14 protein-coding genes and 4 tRNA genes are annotated in these 14,319 nt (G+C 65.7%); 15 read left to right on the top strand and 3 right to left on the bottom strand.

All coding sequences use genetic code 11. The features are described 5' to 3' along the window. Window positions 1-3 precede the first annotated feature (3 nt). From rsmB to def, 3 genes are all read right to left on the bottom strand, one after another. Window positions 4-1,326: a 16S rRNA (cytosine(967)-C(5))-methyltransferase RsmB gene (gene rsmB / locus U5S82_10670; protein ID MDZ7752106.1), complete on the bottom strand. Its 1,323-nt coding sequence runs from the start codon at window positions 1,324-1,326 to the stop codon at window positions 4-6. Window positions 1,327-1,337: 11 nt separating this feature from the next. Then, a complete protein-coding gene (fmt, locus tag U5S82_10675; protein MDZ7752107.1) occupies window positions 1,338-2,279 on the bottom strand; it encodes a methionyl-tRNA formyltransferase in 942 nt (313 codons plus the stop codon). A gap of 94 nt (window positions 2,280-2,373) precedes the next feature. Then, entirely contained in the window at window positions 2,374-2,913 is a 540-nt protein-coding gene (def, locus tag U5S82_10680; GenBank protein MDZ7752108.1) for a peptide deformylase, read from the bottom strand. 441 nt (window positions 2,914-3,354) lie between these two features. On the opposite strand from def, the gene U5S82_10685 reads away from it, so the two are divergent. From U5S82_10685 to rplA, 15 genes are all read left to right on the top strand, one after another. Next, on the top strand, window positions 3,355-4,479 hold the full coding sequence (locus tag U5S82_10685; protein ID MDZ7752109.1) for a LysM domain-containing protein: 1,125 nt from the start codon (window positions 3,355-3,357) through the stop codon (window positions 4,477-4,479). Window positions 4,480-4,499: 20 nt separating this feature from the next. Then, complete coding sequence (gene dprA, locus U5S82_10690; protein MDZ7752110.1) at window positions 4,500-5,597, top strand: DNA-processing protein DprA; 1,098 nt, start codon at window positions 4,500-4,502, stop codon at window positions 5,595-5,597. Beyond that, window positions 5,594-6,076, top strand: a complete 483-nt coding sequence (locus tag U5S82_10695; protein ID MDZ7752111.1) for a DUF494 domain-containing protein — start codon at window positions 5,594-5,596, stop codon at window positions 6,074-6,076. Before dprA ends, U5S82_10695 begins: the two co-directional genes overlap by 4 nt. 153 nt (window positions 6,077-6,229) lie before the next feature. After that, entirely contained in the window at window positions 6,230-8,545 is a 2,316-nt protein-coding gene (locus tag U5S82_10700) for a DNA topoisomerase I (GenBank protein MDZ7752112.1), read from the top strand. After that, window positions 8,545-9,102 carry an L-threonylcarbamoyladenylate synthase gene (locus tag U5S82_10705; GenBank protein MDZ7752113.1) on the top strand — a complete coding sequence of 186 codons (558 nt, stop codon included), beginning with the start codon at window positions 8,545-8,547 and terminating at the stop codon, window positions 9,100-9,102. Before U5S82_10700 ends, U5S82_10705 begins: the two co-directional genes overlap by 1 nt. Beyond that, complete coding sequence (gene hemF / locus U5S82_10710; GenBank protein MDZ7752114.1) at window positions 9,099-10,037, top strand: oxygen-dependent coproporphyrinogen oxidase; 939 nt, start codon at window positions 9,099-9,101, stop codon at window positions 10,035-10,037. Before U5S82_10705 ends, hemF begins: the two co-directional genes overlap by 4 nt. Before the next feature lie 51 nt (window positions 10,038-10,088). Then, window positions 10,089-10,173 (top strand) — tRNA-Tyr (locus U5S82_10715). A 125-nt stretch (window positions 10,174-10,298) separates the two neighbouring features. Then, window positions 10,299-10,372, top strand: a tRNA-Gly gene (locus U5S82_10720). A 49-nt stretch (window positions 10,373-10,421) separates the two neighbouring features. Continuing rightward, window positions 10,422-10,497: transfer RNA gene (locus U5S82_10725), tRNA-Thr, on the top strand. 58 nt (window positions 10,498-10,555) lie between these two features. Next, the gene (gene tuf / locus U5S82_10730) at window positions 10,556-11,746 is read left to right on the top strand and encodes an elongation factor Tu (GenBank protein ID MDZ7752115.1); all 1,191 of its coding nucleotides are present in this window, start codon (window positions 10,556-10,558) and stop codon (window positions 11,744-11,746) included. A gap of 101 nt (window positions 11,747-11,847) precedes the next feature. Next, window positions 11,848-11,923: transfer RNA gene (locus tag U5S82_10735), tRNA-Trp, on the top strand. Window positions 11,924-12,032: 109 nt separating this feature from the next. Further along, window positions 12,033-12,404 carry a preprotein translocase subunit SecE gene (gene secE, locus U5S82_10740; protein MDZ7752116.1) on the top strand — a complete coding sequence of 124 codons (372 nt, stop codon included), beginning with the start codon at window positions 12,033-12,035 and terminating at the stop codon, window positions 12,402-12,404. A 1-nt stretch (window position 12,405) separates the two neighbouring features. Next, complete coding sequence (nusG, locus tag U5S82_10745; GenBank protein ID MDZ7752117.1) at window positions 12,406-12,939, top strand: transcription termination/antitermination protein NusG; 534 nt, start codon at window positions 12,406-12,408, stop codon at window positions 12,937-12,939. A gap of 125 nt (window positions 12,940-13,064) precedes the next feature. Next, window positions 13,065-13,493 (top strand): 50S ribosomal protein L11, encoded by a 429-nt coding sequence (gene rplK / locus U5S82_10750; protein MDZ7752118.1) that lies wholly within the window; start codon window positions 13,065-13,067, stop codon window positions 13,491-13,493. Window positions 13,494-13,496: 3 nt separating this feature from the next. Beyond that, complete coding sequence (gene rplA / locus U5S82_10755) at window positions 13,497-14,192, top strand: 50S ribosomal protein L1 (protein MDZ7752119.1); 696 nt, start codon at window positions 13,497-13,499, stop codon at window positions 14,190-14,192. The last annotated feature ends 127 nt before the right edge of the window (window positions 14,193-14,319 follow it).

Below are 14,319 nucleotides of genomic sequence, written 5' to 3' on the forward strand. Positions count from 1 at the left end.
GGTTCAGAGCTTGCGCAGCCTCGCGTAATAGAACCCGTCCATATCCCCGTCGCCCGGCAGGATCTGGCGCCCGGGGCCATGGGGGTGCCCCCAATCCTCAGGCAGGGGATCGGCCCGGGCATCGCGGTGTGTGGCGAGGAAGGCATCCATGATCGTCCCATTCTCGGGTGGCAGGGTGGAGCAGGTAGCGTACAACAGCGTCCCGCCCGCGGCCAACGTGGGCCACAGTGCCTCCAGGAGACGGGCCTGGGTGGCCGCGAAGGCGTCCAACTGGTCCGCGTCGCGCCGGATTTTTATATCCGGGTGGCGGCGGATGACCCCAGTGGCCGAACAGGGCGCGTCCAGCAGGATGCGCTGAAAGGGTCGGCCGTCCCACCAGGTGTCCGACGCCGCGGCGTCGGCCGTATGCACGGTGCACGCGAGCCCGAGGCGGTCCAGGGTGTCCCGCAACAGGGTCGTGCGGGAGGCGTCCTGTTCGACGGCCACCAACTCGTCGAGTCCGGGGCAGGCTTCCAGCAGGTGGGCGGTCTTGCCACCGGGGGCCGCGCAGGCATCCAATATTCGCTCGCCGGGCTGCGGCGCCAGCAACGGGGCGGCCAGCTGGGCCGCCTCGTCCTGGACCGATACGTCCCCGGCATCGAAGCCGGGCACGGCGTGGACATCCATGGCTGCACCCAGGATCACGGCGTGGGGCGAGTGGCGGCCCGGGACGGCGGCGATCCCCGCGGCCTGCAGCCGCGCGAGGTAATCCGCCCTGCTGTGGCGGCGCGTGTTCACCCGCAGGGTCATGGGGGCCCGGGCGTTGTTGGCCGCCAGCACGGCGGGCCAGTGGTCGGGCCAGGCTTGTTGCAGGGCCGCGGCCAGCCACGCCGGATGGGCATGACCGGCGGGGCCGTCCGATGCCGTCTCCGCCTCCAGGGCCTCCCGTTCCCGTTGATAACGCCTCAACACCGCGTTGATGAGACCCTTCGCCCAGGGCTTGCGTCGTTTCACGGCCAGGGCCACGGCCGAATCCACGGCGGCGTAGGGTGGCACGCGGGTGTAGGCCATCTGATAGATGCCGAGGACCAGGATGCACTCGATGTCCGTATCCCTGGCCCGCAAGGGCTGGTCCAGCAGGCGGGCGAGGAAATGGCGCAGCCGGGGCAGCCAGCGCAGGACGCCATAGCTGAGTTCGCGCGCCAGCCCGCGATCACGCCCGTCGGCCAGCGCGCCGAGCCGGGTATCGAGGGCGTTATTGAGGTTTTCGCGGCCGCGCAGCACGGCCAGCAGCACCTCCACCGCGACGGCGCGGGCCTCGAGATCGGCCGAGGGGGGGCGGGGCATGGGCCCGGCCCCTAGACGGGCGCGTCTTTGAGGCGCGCTCCGGTGGGATCGGCGTGGGCATGGAGGTAATCCGCCACCGCCATGGGCCGGCCGCCGGCGAGTTGGAGGCGGGTGATGAGGATGTCGTCGTCGCCCGTGGCCACGGTGAGACCCTCGGGGCCGGCATTGCTGATGGTACCAGGCGGGGCACCGGCCGCCACCGCCAGGGGCATGCAGTCCCAGATGCGCAGCAGGGTGTCGCCCAGATAACAGTGGGCCACCGGCCACGGATTGAAGGCGCGCACCGCGCGGTCGATGGCCGCGGCCGATTGCTGCCAATCCAGGCGTGCCTCGGACTTGTGGAGCTTGGCGGCGTAGGTGGCCCGCGAGTCGTCCTGCGCCGTGGTCCGGGCGGTGCCGGCCTCGAGGTGTCCGAGCACCACCAGCAGGGCCCCGGGCCCGAGGCGCGCCAGCCGATCATGGAGGTCACCGGCGGTGTCCGTGGCGTGGATGGGGCATGGGGACTGCAGATAGACCGGCCCGCTGTCGAGGCCGGCCTCCATGTGCATGACGGAGACGCCGGTCTCGCGGTCCCCCGCCAGGATGGCGCGTTGGATGGGGGCCGCGCCGCGCCACCGCGGCAGCAGGGAGGCGTGCACGTTGAGACATCCCCGCGCCGGGATGTCCAGCACCACCTGGGGTAGCAGCAGGCCGTAGGCCACCACCACCATGACATCCGGGGCCCAGGCGCGCAGGGGGGCGAGGGTGTCCTCGGACCTCAGGGAGGGCGGCTGCAGCAATGGAAGACCGTGGGCCTCGGCCAGCCGTCTCACCGGCCCGGCCGCGAGCCGCCGGCCACGTCCGGCGGGGCGGTCGGGCTGGGTCAGGACCCCCACCAGCCGGTGAGGGGAGTCCAGCAGCGCCCGCAGATGTTGGGCGGCGAACTCGGGGGTGCCGGCGAACAGGATCCTCACGTGCCGGTGGCGCCGGCCGTGGCCGCTGCTACGCCGTTCGTGGCACGGTCAGGACGCCGCGCTGGCGCGGTGCCGGCGGGTGTGCGGCGCGTCACTAGAGGGCGGTATGGGCGCGGGAACCGGCGTGGGGGCCGCGGCCCTGGCGCTGGGCCTTCTCCAGCTTCTTGCGGATACGCTGGCGCTTCAGAGACGATAGATAATCCACGAACAGCTTGCCGTCCAGGTGGTCCAGTTCGTGTTGCACGCACACCGCCAGCAGGCCCTCGGCCTCCTGTTCGATGGTTCTGCCGTCACGATCGAGGGCGGAGAAGCGGATCCATTCCGCCCGCCGCACCTCTTCGAAGAAGTCGGGTACCGACAGGCAGCCCTCCTCCATCACCTCTTCGCCGCGGCGCTCCAGGATGGTGGGGTTGATGAGACACAGGGGCGCATCCTTGTGCTCGGAGATGTCGATGGTGATGACCCGCAGGGAGACGTTGACCTGGGGGGCCGCCAGGCCGATGCCCGGGGCGTCGTACATGGTGTCGAACATGTCGTCTACCAGGCGCCTCACACCGTCGTCCACACGCTCCACCGGACGGGCCTCGTGACGCAGGCGGGGATCGGGGAATTGCAGGATTTCTAGTCTGGCCATGATTACTGGAGGTTGAAGTGCGAGGGGTGTGGCGGCGCGGTAGCCCGGCAACACCGCCGGTATGGAAAGATGGATTTTGTGTTAACTCTCATGGCGATACGCGCCGCCCGAGATGATGAAAGAGGAGCGCGTATCGCCATGTTCGTTCCCTCACCCCATCCCTCTCCCAGAGGGAGAGGGGGAGATGGTGCTTCGCGACTTTCTCGTTAATGTGGGGGATGCGCCCCGGAAAGGCAACCCTGAAAGCGTGTAAGTTTCTGTTTAGACGACAGGTATTTGCGAGCGCCGCGGGTCTTTCGTAATGTTCTTTATAAAAATACTGTTCTAACTACATAATTGTGCTAACTTTATGCATATTGATCCCCGGGCGCTGTCAGGGGCGGGCGTGAGTTGATACCACAGGTGACTGCGATGGGCATGAAGCATTTATCAATCCTAATCATGACATGGGCCCTCGGTGGCGCCGTGGTCGCCCAACCGGCCACGCTGGCGGCCGACCACCCCGACCAGTACGTGGTCAGGAAGGGCGATACCCTGTGGGACATCTCCGGTCGATTCCTGCAACAGCCCTGGCAATGGCCCGAACTCTGGGAGCGCAACCCCCAGATAGACAATCCACACCTTATATATCCCGGTGACGTCGTCAGCCTGGTATACCGTGACGGCAGGCCCATGCTCACGGTACGGCGCGGGGGCGGCGGGCGGCCGGTCGTGCGGCTGGGCCCGGAGGTCAGGAGCGAACCCCGGGAGACCGGCATACCGGCCATTCCCCTGGACGCCATCGGCGCGTTCCTCAACGCCTCCACGGTGGTGACGGACGAGACTCTGGCGGCGGCACCCTACGTGGTCTCAGTGGGCAAGGAGCACCTCATCGGGAGTCCCCATAGCAACATCTACGTCAGGGGGGTGGGGGAGGGCGATACCCGTTTCGCCGTGTACCGCCGCGGGCGCGCCTATACCGACGCCGACGGCCCCGGCGGGGGCGAGTACCTGGGGCACGAGGCCCTGCATGTGGCGGACGTGGAGGTGGTGCGGGACGGCGACCCGGCCACCGCCCGGGTATTGCGGAGCAATCGGGAACTGCTGGCCGGTGACCGCCTGTTGCCCCTGGCCGAGGACCATTTCACGGAGCCCTTCGTTCCCCATGCACCCGATGGCGAGGTGCGGGGCAGCATCATCTCGGTATTCGACGGCGTGACCCAGATCGGCCCGAATCAGGTGGTGGTACTCAATGTAGGCGAGAACCAGGGCATCGAGAGCGGCCACGTGCTGGCGGTGTGGCAGAAGGGCCCCCTGGTGGAGGACCGGTTCGTCGAGCAGCCCGATCGGCGCACGGCGAGCTACGAGGAATCGAATGGCGGTGTGGCCGCGGACATGGGTGAATTCTTCAATCGTATCAGCGACGCCGTAGGCAGTATCCGCAAGGAGCAGGCCCCCCTGGTGGCTCTGCCCGACGAACGTGCCGGGTTGGTGATGGTGTTCCGCACCTTTGAGCGGGTCAGCTATGCCCTGGTCATGGAGGCCGGCCGCGCCATGCATCTCTATGACCGGGTAACCAACCCCTGACGGCCGGGTAAAGAGGCTCCATGGAGGAGCTGGAGAGCAGGGTCCGCCTGTCCCGGTTGTATGGCTACGATACCGGCCCCCTGGCGGAGTCGCTGGCGGCATTCCCGTCGGCCGCGACTGCCCTGGCCGAGGTCCAGCGGCGCCAACTGGTGCCACTGGCTGCGGAACCTCTGGAGCGGCTTGTCGAGGCGGACCTCGCCTGGCTGCGGGCGGGCCCGGGCCGCGGCATCCTGGCCCTCTGCGACGACGCCTATCCGCAGTTGCTGCGGTCCATCGCAGACCCTCCACCGCTACTCTATTATCTGGGCGACCCGGAAGTGTTGTGCCAGGTCCAGATGGCCGTGGTGGGCTCGCGCAATCCCACCCCCGGCGGGCGGGAGACGGCGACGGCGTTCTCCCGCTACCTGGCCCGCAACGGCCTGGTGATAACCAGCGGCCTCGCCCGCGGCATCGATACCGCGGCCCACCGCGGTGCCCTGGCCGCATCCGGCTACACGGTGGCGGTGCTGGGTACCGGTGTCGATCGGGTCTACCCCGCCGAAAACCGGGAACTGGCGCGCCGTATCGCGGACACCGGCGTCGTGGTGTCGGAGTTTCCCCTGGGCACCTCCCCCCGGGCCGGCCATTTCCCGCGCCGCAATCGCATCATCAGCGGGCTGGCGGTGGGTACCCTGGTGGTGGAGGCCGCCGCTCGCAGCGGCTCCCTCATCACCGCCCGCCTGGCGGCCGAGCAGGGCCGGGAGGTGTTCGCCATCCCGGGCTCCATTCAGAACCCCATGGCCCGCGGTTGTCACGAGCTCATCCGCCAGGGCGCGAAGCTGGTGGAGACGGCGGCGCATATCCTGGAGGAACTGCCGCCCCTGTTGGATGTGGCCCTACCCGCCCGGGGGTTCGCCCCCGCGTCGCCGCCAAGCGCTCCCGAGAGTCTGGCAGAGGACTATGTCGCCCTGCTCGAGGCCATGGGATACGACCCCGTGAGTGTCGATCAGCTGGTGCAGCGGACTGGATTGACGGCCAATGTCCTTTCCTCCATGCTGTTGCTCCTGGAACTCGAAGGGCACATCGGGCCGGTGGCCGGCGGCCTCTACATGCGAATATCAAACGAAGGCACTCCATGAAGGAAACCGTCCTGGACGTGTTGATGTATCTCTTCGAGAATTATTTCGAGGACGAAGTGGTGCTCGGTGCCAACCAGGAACATCTCAAGAACGACCTGGTGAGCGAGGGCTTCACCGAGCGCACCGTGGACAAGGCCCTGTCCTGGCTGGAGGGCCTCGCCCCGGGCGAGGACGGGGCGGCGCCGATGGTGGATACCGGCCCCACGGCGCTGCGCCACTACACTCGGCGCGAGGAGGAGCGGCTGGATGCGGAGGCGCGCGGTTTCCTGCTGTTCCTGGAGCAGGTGGCCCTGCTGGACGCTACCCGCCGCGAACTGGTGATCGACCAGGTGATGGGGTTGGACAGCGACGACGTGGACCTCGATCAGGTCAAGTGGGTGGTGCAGATGGTGTTGTTCAACCACCCGGTGGACGAGGACCAGGACAAGGCCTGGCTGGAGAACCTGGTATTCGCGGACGATTCCGGGCAACTGCATTGAATCCCTCGTCGGCGGCGATGGTAAACCCTTGACATAAAAAGCTACATCGGCCTTTCGCCTCACGGCATGGTCGTTGAAAGGGCGTGTGTTCTCTCGCTGCATCCGGCGCCCATCCAACCCAACTCAGCAGAAGTTCCAGATGGTGTCGAATCCATGAGTCATCTTGTCGTCGTCGAATCCCCGGCCAAGGCGCGGACCATCAAGAAGTACCTGGGCCCCGATTTCGAGGTGGTGGCCTCCTATGGCCATGTTCGTGACCTGGTGCCCAAGGAGGGCGCGGTAGACACCGAGGACGGCTTCAACATGCGTTATACGGTGCTCGACAAAAACAAGAAATATGTCGATGCCATCGCCAAGGCCATGAAGAAGGCGGACGCGCTGTTCCTCGCCACAGACCCCGATCGCGAGGGGGAGGCCATCTCCTGGCATCTCTACGAGCTGCTGAAGGAACGCAAGGTGCTGGATGACAAACCGGTGCATCGCGTGGTGTTTCACGAGATCACCAAGACGGCCATCCGCGAGGCCGTGGATAACCCCCGCACCCTCTCCATGGACATGGTCAACGCCCAGCAGGCGCGGCGCGCCCTGGACTACCTGGTGGGCTTCAATCTCTCGCCCCTGCTGTGGAAGAAGATCAAGCGCGGCCTGTCGGCCGGCCGGGTGCAGAGCCCGGCCCTGCGTCTCATCGTGGAGCGCGAGAAGGAGATCGAGGCCTTCGTCACCCGCGAGTACTGGACCGTGGAGGCGGACCTCGAGAGCGCCAAGGAGCCGTTCTCGGCCAAGCTCACCCATCTCGATGGCGAGAAGCTCGGTCAGTTCAGCATCGACAACGGCGAGCTGGCGGCCGAGGTCAAGGAGCGGCTGACCGCCTCGGCCCAGGGCGCCCTCAAGGTGGCGCGCATCGAGCGCAAGCAGCGCCGTCGCAACCCCGCCCCGCCCTTTACCACTTCTACTCTGCAGCAGGAGGCGGTGCGCAAGCTCGGTTTTTCGGCCCAGCGCACCATGCGGGTGGCCCAGCAACTCTACGAGGGCATCGACACCGGGAGTGGCGCGGTGGGTCTCATCACCTACATGCGCACCGATTCGGTGATCCTGGCCGCGGAGGCGGTGAACGAGCTCAGGGCCTACATCAGCGAGCGCTACGGCAAGGACGACATTCCCAAATCACCGCGGGTGTTCAAGACCAAGTCGAAGAATGCCCAGGAGGCCCACGAGGCCGTGCGCCCGACCTCGGCGGCGCGCCATCCGGACGACATCAAGGCCCATCTGAGCAAGGACCAGCATCGCCTCTACGATCTGATCTGGAAGCGCACGGTGGCGTGTCAGATGATCCACGCCACCATCGATACCGTGGGCGTGGATCTCGACGCCGGCGACGGCAGCACCTTCCGGGCCACTGGCTCCACGATCGTCAATCCGGGCTTCATCAAGGTCTACCAGGAGGGCCGTGACGACGCCAAGGAGGACGAGGACGGCAAGCGCCTGCCGCCCCTGGAAGAGGGACAGGCCGTGGGTCTGACGGAGATCCGCACCGAGCAGCATTTTACGGAACCGCCGCCCCGTTATACCGAGGCCTCCCTGGTGAAGACCCTGGAGGAGTATGGCATCGGCCGCCCCTCCACCTACGCCAGCATCATCCAGACTCTGGAGCAGCGGGAGTACGTGGAACTGGAGAGCCGCCGCTTCCGGCCCACGGACGTGGGGCGCATCGTCAACGATTTCCTCACCGACCACTTCGGCAAGTACGTGGACTACGAGTTCACGGCGCGCCTGGAGGACGATCTCGACGCCGTGTCCCGGGGCGAGAAGGAATGGATACCGCTGATGGAGTCGTTCTGGAGCCCTTTCAAGACCCAGGTGGATGAGAAGGACGCGGCCCTGACCCGGCGTGACGTCGCCAAGGCCCGGGAGATCGGCAAGGATCCCGAGACCGGCAAGCCCGTGGTGGTGCGCATGGGGCGCTTCGGGCCCTTCGTCCAGATAGGCGATCCGGAGGACGAGGAGAAGCCCCGCTTCGCCGGCCTGCGGCCGGGCCAGCGGTTGGACGCCATCACCCTGGAGGAGGCCCTGACGCTGTTCCAGCTGCCCCGCCAGCTCGGCGAGACCGCGGAGGGCGAGGAAGTGAGCGCCAACGTCGGGCGCTTCGGCCCCTACGTGCGCTACGGCTCGAAGTTCGTGTCGCTGAAGAAGGAAGATGACCCCTACACGGTGACCCTGGAGCGGGCCCTGGAACTCATAGCCGAGAAGCGCGAGCAGGATGCCAACCGCGAGATCAAGGTGTTCTCCGAGGACGGCATCAAGGTCTTGCGCGGGCGCTATGGGCCCTATGTGTCCGATGGCAAGAAGAACGCCCGCATCCCCAAGGACAAGGAGCCGGAGGACCTGGACCTAGAGCAATGCAAGGCTCTGCTGGCGGCGGCCCCCGAGAAGAAGGCCAGCCGCAAGAAGCGCGCCCGCAAAGCGGGTTAGTGTCCTGCCCCTGGCGCCTGAGCCGTGCCCGCCGGGTGCTGTCCGGGGGCGGCCTCATCGCCTATCCTACGGAGGCGGTCTGGGGGCTGGGTTGTGACCCCTGGAACCGGGCGGCGGTGAGGCGCCTCATCGATCTCAAAGGACGCCGGGCTGCCCAGGGTATCATCCTGGTGGCCGCGGAAGTGGGGCAGGTGGCCCCTCTGGTGGAATGGCCCGGTGGCGAGCAGGGCGAGCGGGTGAAGGAGAGCTGGCCCGGCTTCGTCACCTGGATCCTGCGGGCGCGTGTCACCGTGCCGGACCTCATCACGGGGGGGCGCGCCACGGTGGCGGTCCGCATCAGCGCCCATCCCGTGGTCCGCGAGCTGTGCCTGGCCTTCGGCGCCCCTCTGGTGTCCACCAGTGCCAACCCCCACGGGGCGCGGCCGGCCCGTTCGGCATTGGCGGTGCGACGCTATTTCCCCAGCGGCCTGGACCTCATCGTCCATGGTCGCCTCGGCGGCGAGCAACGGCCCAGCCCCATCCGGGACGCCGCCACCGGGGGCTATCTCAGGACATGAACGTGAACACCGAACCGGATATCGATCAGGTCAGGGATTATCTCCTGGGGCTCCAGGACGCCATCTGCCAGGCCCTGGAACAAGAGGATGGCTCGGGCGCATTCCGCGAGGACGCCTGGCGCCGGGACGAGGGCGGCGGCGGTCGCTCCCGCGTCATGGAGGGTGGCGCGGTACTGGAGAAGGCCGGCATCAATTTCTCCCACGTCCATGGCGATTCCCTGCCCCCCTCGGCGACGGCGCACCGGCCCGAACTGGCGGGGCGATCCTTCCAGGCCATGGGGGTGTCCCTGGTGGTGCATCCCGCCAACCCGCGGGTGCCTACCTCCCACGCCAACGTCAGATTCTTCGTGGCCGAGAGCCCCGGTGCCGCGCCGGTATGGTGGTTCGGCGGCGGCTTCGACCTGACCCCTTACTACGGTTACGAGGAAGATGCCCGGCACTGGCATCGCACGGCACGCGCCGCCTGCGAGCCCATGGGGGATGGCGCCTACGGCCGCTACAAGCGCTGGTGTGATGAATATTTCTATCTCAAGCACCGCGACGAGCCGCGGGGTATCGGCGGCCTGTTCTTCGATGACCTCAACGCGCCGGACTTTCCCACCTGCTTCTCCTTTCTGCGCAGTGTCGGGGATCACTTCATTCCCGCCTACCGTCCCATCGTCGCCCGCCACAAGGACGAGCCCTACGGTGAGCGCGAACGCCAGTTTCAGCTCTATCGACGCGGCCGTTACGTCGAATTCAACCTGGTCTACGACCGCGGCACCCTGTTCGGACTGCAGTCCGGTGGCCGCACCGAATCCATCCTCATGTCCCTCCCTCCCCTGGTGAGCTGGCGCTACGACTGGCGCCCGGGGAAAGGCACCCCGGAAGAGCGACTCTACCGCGACTTCCTGCGCCCTCGCGACTGGCTCGGGGAAACGGAACCATCCCGATAATCGGCCTTGACACTGGAGCGGCCGCCATGGACAATTCCCCGCTTACGTTTTGGAGGGGTTCCCGAGCGGTCAAAGGGATCAGACTGTAAATCTGACGGCTCAGCCTTCGGAGGTTCGAATCCTCCCCCCTCCACCAGGCTATGAACCCTGCTCCGGCGTTGCGAGGGGGAGGATGAGAACCGAGAAGGAGGTTCGACGAAATCGCCGGGAGCGATTTCGAACGGCCAGGATGTGTGAGGCAACTGCGGCGGGTCCAGGCTTGCGGGTGTAGTTCAATGGTAGAACCTCAGCCTTCCAAGCTGATGGTGTGGGTTCGATTCCCATCACCCGCTCCACTAGGTTGCGACGATTCCGGCATACAGGACCGGGTCGGCAAGGTTTTTCGCCCATATAGCTCAGTCGGTAGAGCACTTCCTTGGTAAGGAAGAGGTCATCGGTTCAAATCCGATTATGGGCTCCACTTTTCGTTCTAGTGTGCATCTGACAATCTGAAACTACTGGCTGGGGAGTCGCATTCCATGTCCAAGGAAAAGTTCCAAAGAAAGAAGCCGCACGTCAACGTGGGGACCATTGGTCACGTGGACCACGGCAAGACGACGCTGACGGCGGCGATCACGGTAGTGCAGGCGGGCAAGTTCGGTGGCGAACAGCGGGCCTACGACCAGATCGACAACGCGCCCGAAGAGCGGGAGCGGGGCATCACCATCGCGACGGCGCACGTGGAGTACGAGTCGGAGGCGCGCCACTACGCCCATGTGGACTGCCCGGGACACGCGGACTACGTGAAGAACATGATCACGGGTGCGGCGCAGATGGACGGGGCGATCCTGGTGGTGAGCGCGGCGGACGGCCCGATGCCGCAGACGCGGGAGCACATTCTGCTGTCGCGCCAGGTGGGTGTGCCGTTCATCGTGGTGTACCTGAACAAGGCGGACATGGTGGACGACGCGGAACTCCTGGAGCTGGTGGAGATGGAGGTTCGGGAGCTGCTGGACAAGTACGATTTCCCCGGTGACGACACGCCCATCGTGACGGGTTCGGCGCTCAAGGCGCTTGAAGGTGACACGTCGGAGATCGGCACGCCGTCCATCGACAAGCTGGTGCAGGCGCTGGATGACTACATCCCGGAGCCGGAGCGCGCGGTGGACGGGGCGTTCCTGATGCCCATCGAGGACGTGTTCTCGATCTCGGGCCGCGGTACGGTGGTGACGGGCCGCGTCGAGCGCGGCGTGGTGAAGGTCGGCGAGGAGTTGGAGATCGTCGGCATCAAGGACACGAAGAAGACGACGTGCACGGGTGTCGAGATGTTCCGCAAGCTGCTGGACGAGGGCGTGGCGGGAGACAACGTGGGTGTGCTGCTTCGTGGTACGAAGCGCGACGACGTCGAGCGTGGCCAGGTGCTGGCGAAGCCGGGGTCGATCACGCCGCACACGAAGTTCGAGGCGGAGGTTTACGTGCTGTCGAAGGACGAGGGAGGTCGCCACACGCCGTTTTTCGGGGGTTACCGGCCGCAGTTCTACTTCCGGACGACGGACGTGACGGGCTCGGTGGACCTGCCGGAGGGCGTGGAGATGGTGATGCCGGGTGACAACGTGAAGATGACGGTGTCGCTGATTGCGCCGATTGCGATGGAAGATGGCCTGCGTTTCGCGGTTCGCGAGGGCGGCCGTACCGTGGGCGCCGGCGTCGTCGCCAAGATCCTCGAATAGTCGCGATCGCCAGACGCGCAGCGGCGTCGCGCTGGAGGCCATTTTCGGCTCGCGACGGCGTAATGGGCCGGCAGGAACGTATGTCAGATAGCTAAGTCATTAGGCCAGTAGCTCAATTGGCAGAGCGGCGGTCTCCAAAACCGCAGGTTGGGGGTTCGATTCCCTCCTGGCCTGCCATTTTCAACGGAAAATCCTCGACAGATTCCCGGTGGATACTTTTAGCGGGCGGGCCGGCACCAGCCGGGACCGCCTGACTTCGGTTCACGAACAAGGCAACCATTGAGTGATGGCAGCGAACGCAGACACATCGGAGCGGTTGGACCCTGTCAAATGGGCGCTTGCGTTCGCGCTGGTGGGCGGGGCCATCTGGGCCTTCTACTACTTTGGGGACCATTCGCTGCTGCTGAGGGTGGTGGGTATGTTGGCGGCCACCGCCGCCGCCCTGGCCGTCATCGTCCAAACACGCAAGGGCCACATGGCTTGGGAATTCGTGCTGGAGGCCCGCACCGAGGTACGCAAGGTGGTTTGGCCGACGCGCAAGGAAACGGTCCACACCACGGGCATCATCATGTTGATGGTGACGGTCGTGGCCATTTTTCTGTGGTTGCTGGATATGTTCCTGGCATGGGCCATCCGCGCCATCATCGGGGGAGCCTGAGATGTCCCTAAAATGGTACGTTGTCCATGCCTACTCGGGCTTCGAGAATCAGGTGTCCCGCATGCTCAAGGAGCGTATAAGCCGCTCCGGGCTGGATGAGCAGTTCGGCGACGTCCTGGTGCCCACCGAGGAAGTGGTGGAGATGAAGGAAGGGCGCAAGCGGCGCAGTGATCGCAAGTTTTTTCCCGGCTATGTGCTGGTGCAGATGGACCTTACCGACGAATCCTGGCACCTGGTGAAGAACACGCCGAAGGTGATGGGGTTCATCGGCGGTACCAGCGACCGGCCTGCGCCCATCAGCGACAAGGAGGCCGATGCCATCCTGCAGCGCGTTCAGGAAGGGACGGACAAGCCCCGTCCCAAGGTGCTGTTCGAGCCGGGCGAGATGGTGCGCGTCATCGACGGTCCCTTCAACGATTTCAGCGGTGTCGTGGAAGAGGTCAACTACGACAAGAACAGGCTCAAGGTGTCGGTGCTGATCTTCGGCCGTTCGACCCCGGTGGAGCTGGAGTTCGGACAGGTGGAGAAGGAATAGAGGCGGGTGAAAAGTGAATAGTGAATGGTAAGAAGTACCGCCCCACTATTCACCATTCACCATTCACCATTCACTAACACAATGCGGGGAGCCTAACCGGCGCCTGCACCCGCAAAGAGGTAGACATGGCAAAGAAGATAACGGCCTACATCAAGCTGCAGGTGGCAGCAGGAAAGGCGAATCCCAGTCCTCCCGTGGGGCCCGCTCTGGGCCAGCATGGCGTCAACATCATGGAGTTCTGCAAGGCATTCAACGCCCAGACACAGGATTTGGAGCAGGGCCTGCCGACGCCGGTGGTGATCACGGTTTTCAATGACCGCAGTTTCACCTTCATCACCAAGACGCCCCCCGCCGCCGTGCTGTTGAAGAAGGCCGCAGGGGTGGAGAAGGGCAGCAGCACCCCGAATACCGCCAAGGTGGGTTCGGTGAATCGTGCCCAGCTCGAGGAGATCGCCAACACCAAGATGCCTGATCTCAACGCCGCCGATCTCGAGAGCGCGGTACAGACCATTGCCGGCACCGCCCGCAGCATGGGCCTGAAGGTGGAGGACTAGACCATGGCCACCCTGACCAAACGCAAGAAGATGTTCCGGGAGAAGGTGGACGGCTCCCGTCTGTATCCGGTTGAAGAGGCCCTGGCCCTGCTCAAGGAGCTGTCCACCGCCAAGTTCAGAGAGTCCGTGGACGTGGCCGTCAATCTGGGGGTGGACCCGCGCAAGTCCGACCAGGTGGTGCGTGGTGCCACGGTATTGCCCCGCGGCACCGGCAAGGAGGTTCGGGTGGCGGTATTCGCCCAGGGCGCGAATGCCGAGGCGGCCACAGAGGCGGGCGCCGATGTGGTCGGGTTCGAGGATCTCGCGGAGGCGGTGAAGGGCGGCCAGATGGATTTCGATGTGGTGATCGCCTCGCCCGATGCCATGCGCGTGGTGGGCGCCCTCGGTCCCATCCTCGGTCCGCGCGGCCTGATGCCCAACCCCAAGGTGGGGACGGTGACGCCGGATGTGGCAGGAGCGGTGAGGAACGCCAAGGCCGGTCAGGTGCGCTATCGCACGGATAAGTCGGGGATCATCCACTGCACCATCGGCAATATCAGCTTCGAGCCCGCGGCCCTCAAGGAAAACCTTGATGCCCTGCTGGCGGATCTCAACAAGGCCAAGCCGTCCACGTCCAAGGGCATCTATGTCAAGCGGGTGACGGTTTCGAGCACCATGGGTCCCGGTGTAGCCGTGGACAAGGCAAGCCTCACGCTTTAATGAATGATACTTTGGACTGTCGGGCGTAAGCCCGGCGGTCGTCAAAGACCGCAGGCACGCCAGGGAGCAAGGCGTTTAATGAGGCCGCCAAGGCCGAGCCTGCGCAGACGGCGCCGTCCTTGGACAG

It is taken from the genome of Gammaproteobacteria bacterium, from assembly GCA_034522055.1.
GTDB lineage: Bacteria > Pseudomonadota > Gammaproteobacteria > JAABTG01 > JAABTG01 > JAABTG01.

What these genes read in the sequence shown, in the direction of transcription:
- nusG (MDZ7752117.1), top strand. Translation starts at nt 12,406, where the DNA reads ATGTCCCTAAAATGGTACGTTGTCCATGCCTACTCGGGCTTCGAGAAT.
- rplK (MDZ7752118.1), top strand. Translation starts at nt 13,065, where the DNA reads ATGGCAAAGAAGATAACGGCCTACATCAAGCTGCAGGTGGCAGCAGGA.
- secE (MDZ7752116.1), top strand. Translation starts at nt 12,033, where the DNA reads ATGGCAGCGAACGCAGACACATCGGAGCGGTTGGACCCTGTCAAATGG.
- tuf (MDZ7752115.1), top strand. Translation starts at nt 10,556, where the DNA reads ATGTCCAAGGAAAAGTTCCAAAGAAAGAAGCCGCACGTCAACGTGGGG.
- def (MDZ7752108.1), bottom strand. Translation starts at nt 2,913, where the DNA reads ATGGCCAGACTAGAAATCCTGCAATTCCCCGATCCCCGCCTGCGTCAC.
- rsmB (MDZ7752106.1), bottom strand. Translation starts at nt 1,326, where the DNA reads ATGCCCCGCCCCCCCTCGGCCGATCTCGAGGCCCGCGCCGTCGCGGTG.
- U5S82_10700 (MDZ7752112.1), top strand. Translation starts at nt 6,230, where the DNA reads ATGAGTCATCTTGTCGTCGTCGAATCCCCGGCCAAGGCGCGGACCATC.
- U5S82_10685 (MDZ7752109.1), top strand. Translation starts at nt 3,355, where the DNA reads ATGACATGGGCCCTCGGTGGCGCCGTGGTCGCCCAACCGGCCACGCTG.
- hemF (MDZ7752114.1), top strand. Translation starts at nt 9,099, where the DNA reads ATGAACGTGAACACCGAACCGGATATCGATCAGGTCAGGGATTATCTC.
- U5S82_10695 (MDZ7752111.1), top strand. Translation starts at nt 5,594, where the DNA reads ATGAAGGAAACCGTCCTGGACGTGTTGATGTATCTCTTCGAGAATTAT.
- rplA (MDZ7752119.1), top strand. Translation starts at nt 13,497, where the DNA reads ATGGCCACCCTGACCAAACGCAAGAAGATGTTCCGGGAGAAGGTGGAC.
- dprA (MDZ7752110.1), top strand. Translation starts at nt 4,500, where the DNA reads ATGGAGGAGCTGGAGAGCAGGGTCCGCCTGTCCCGGTTGTATGGCTAC.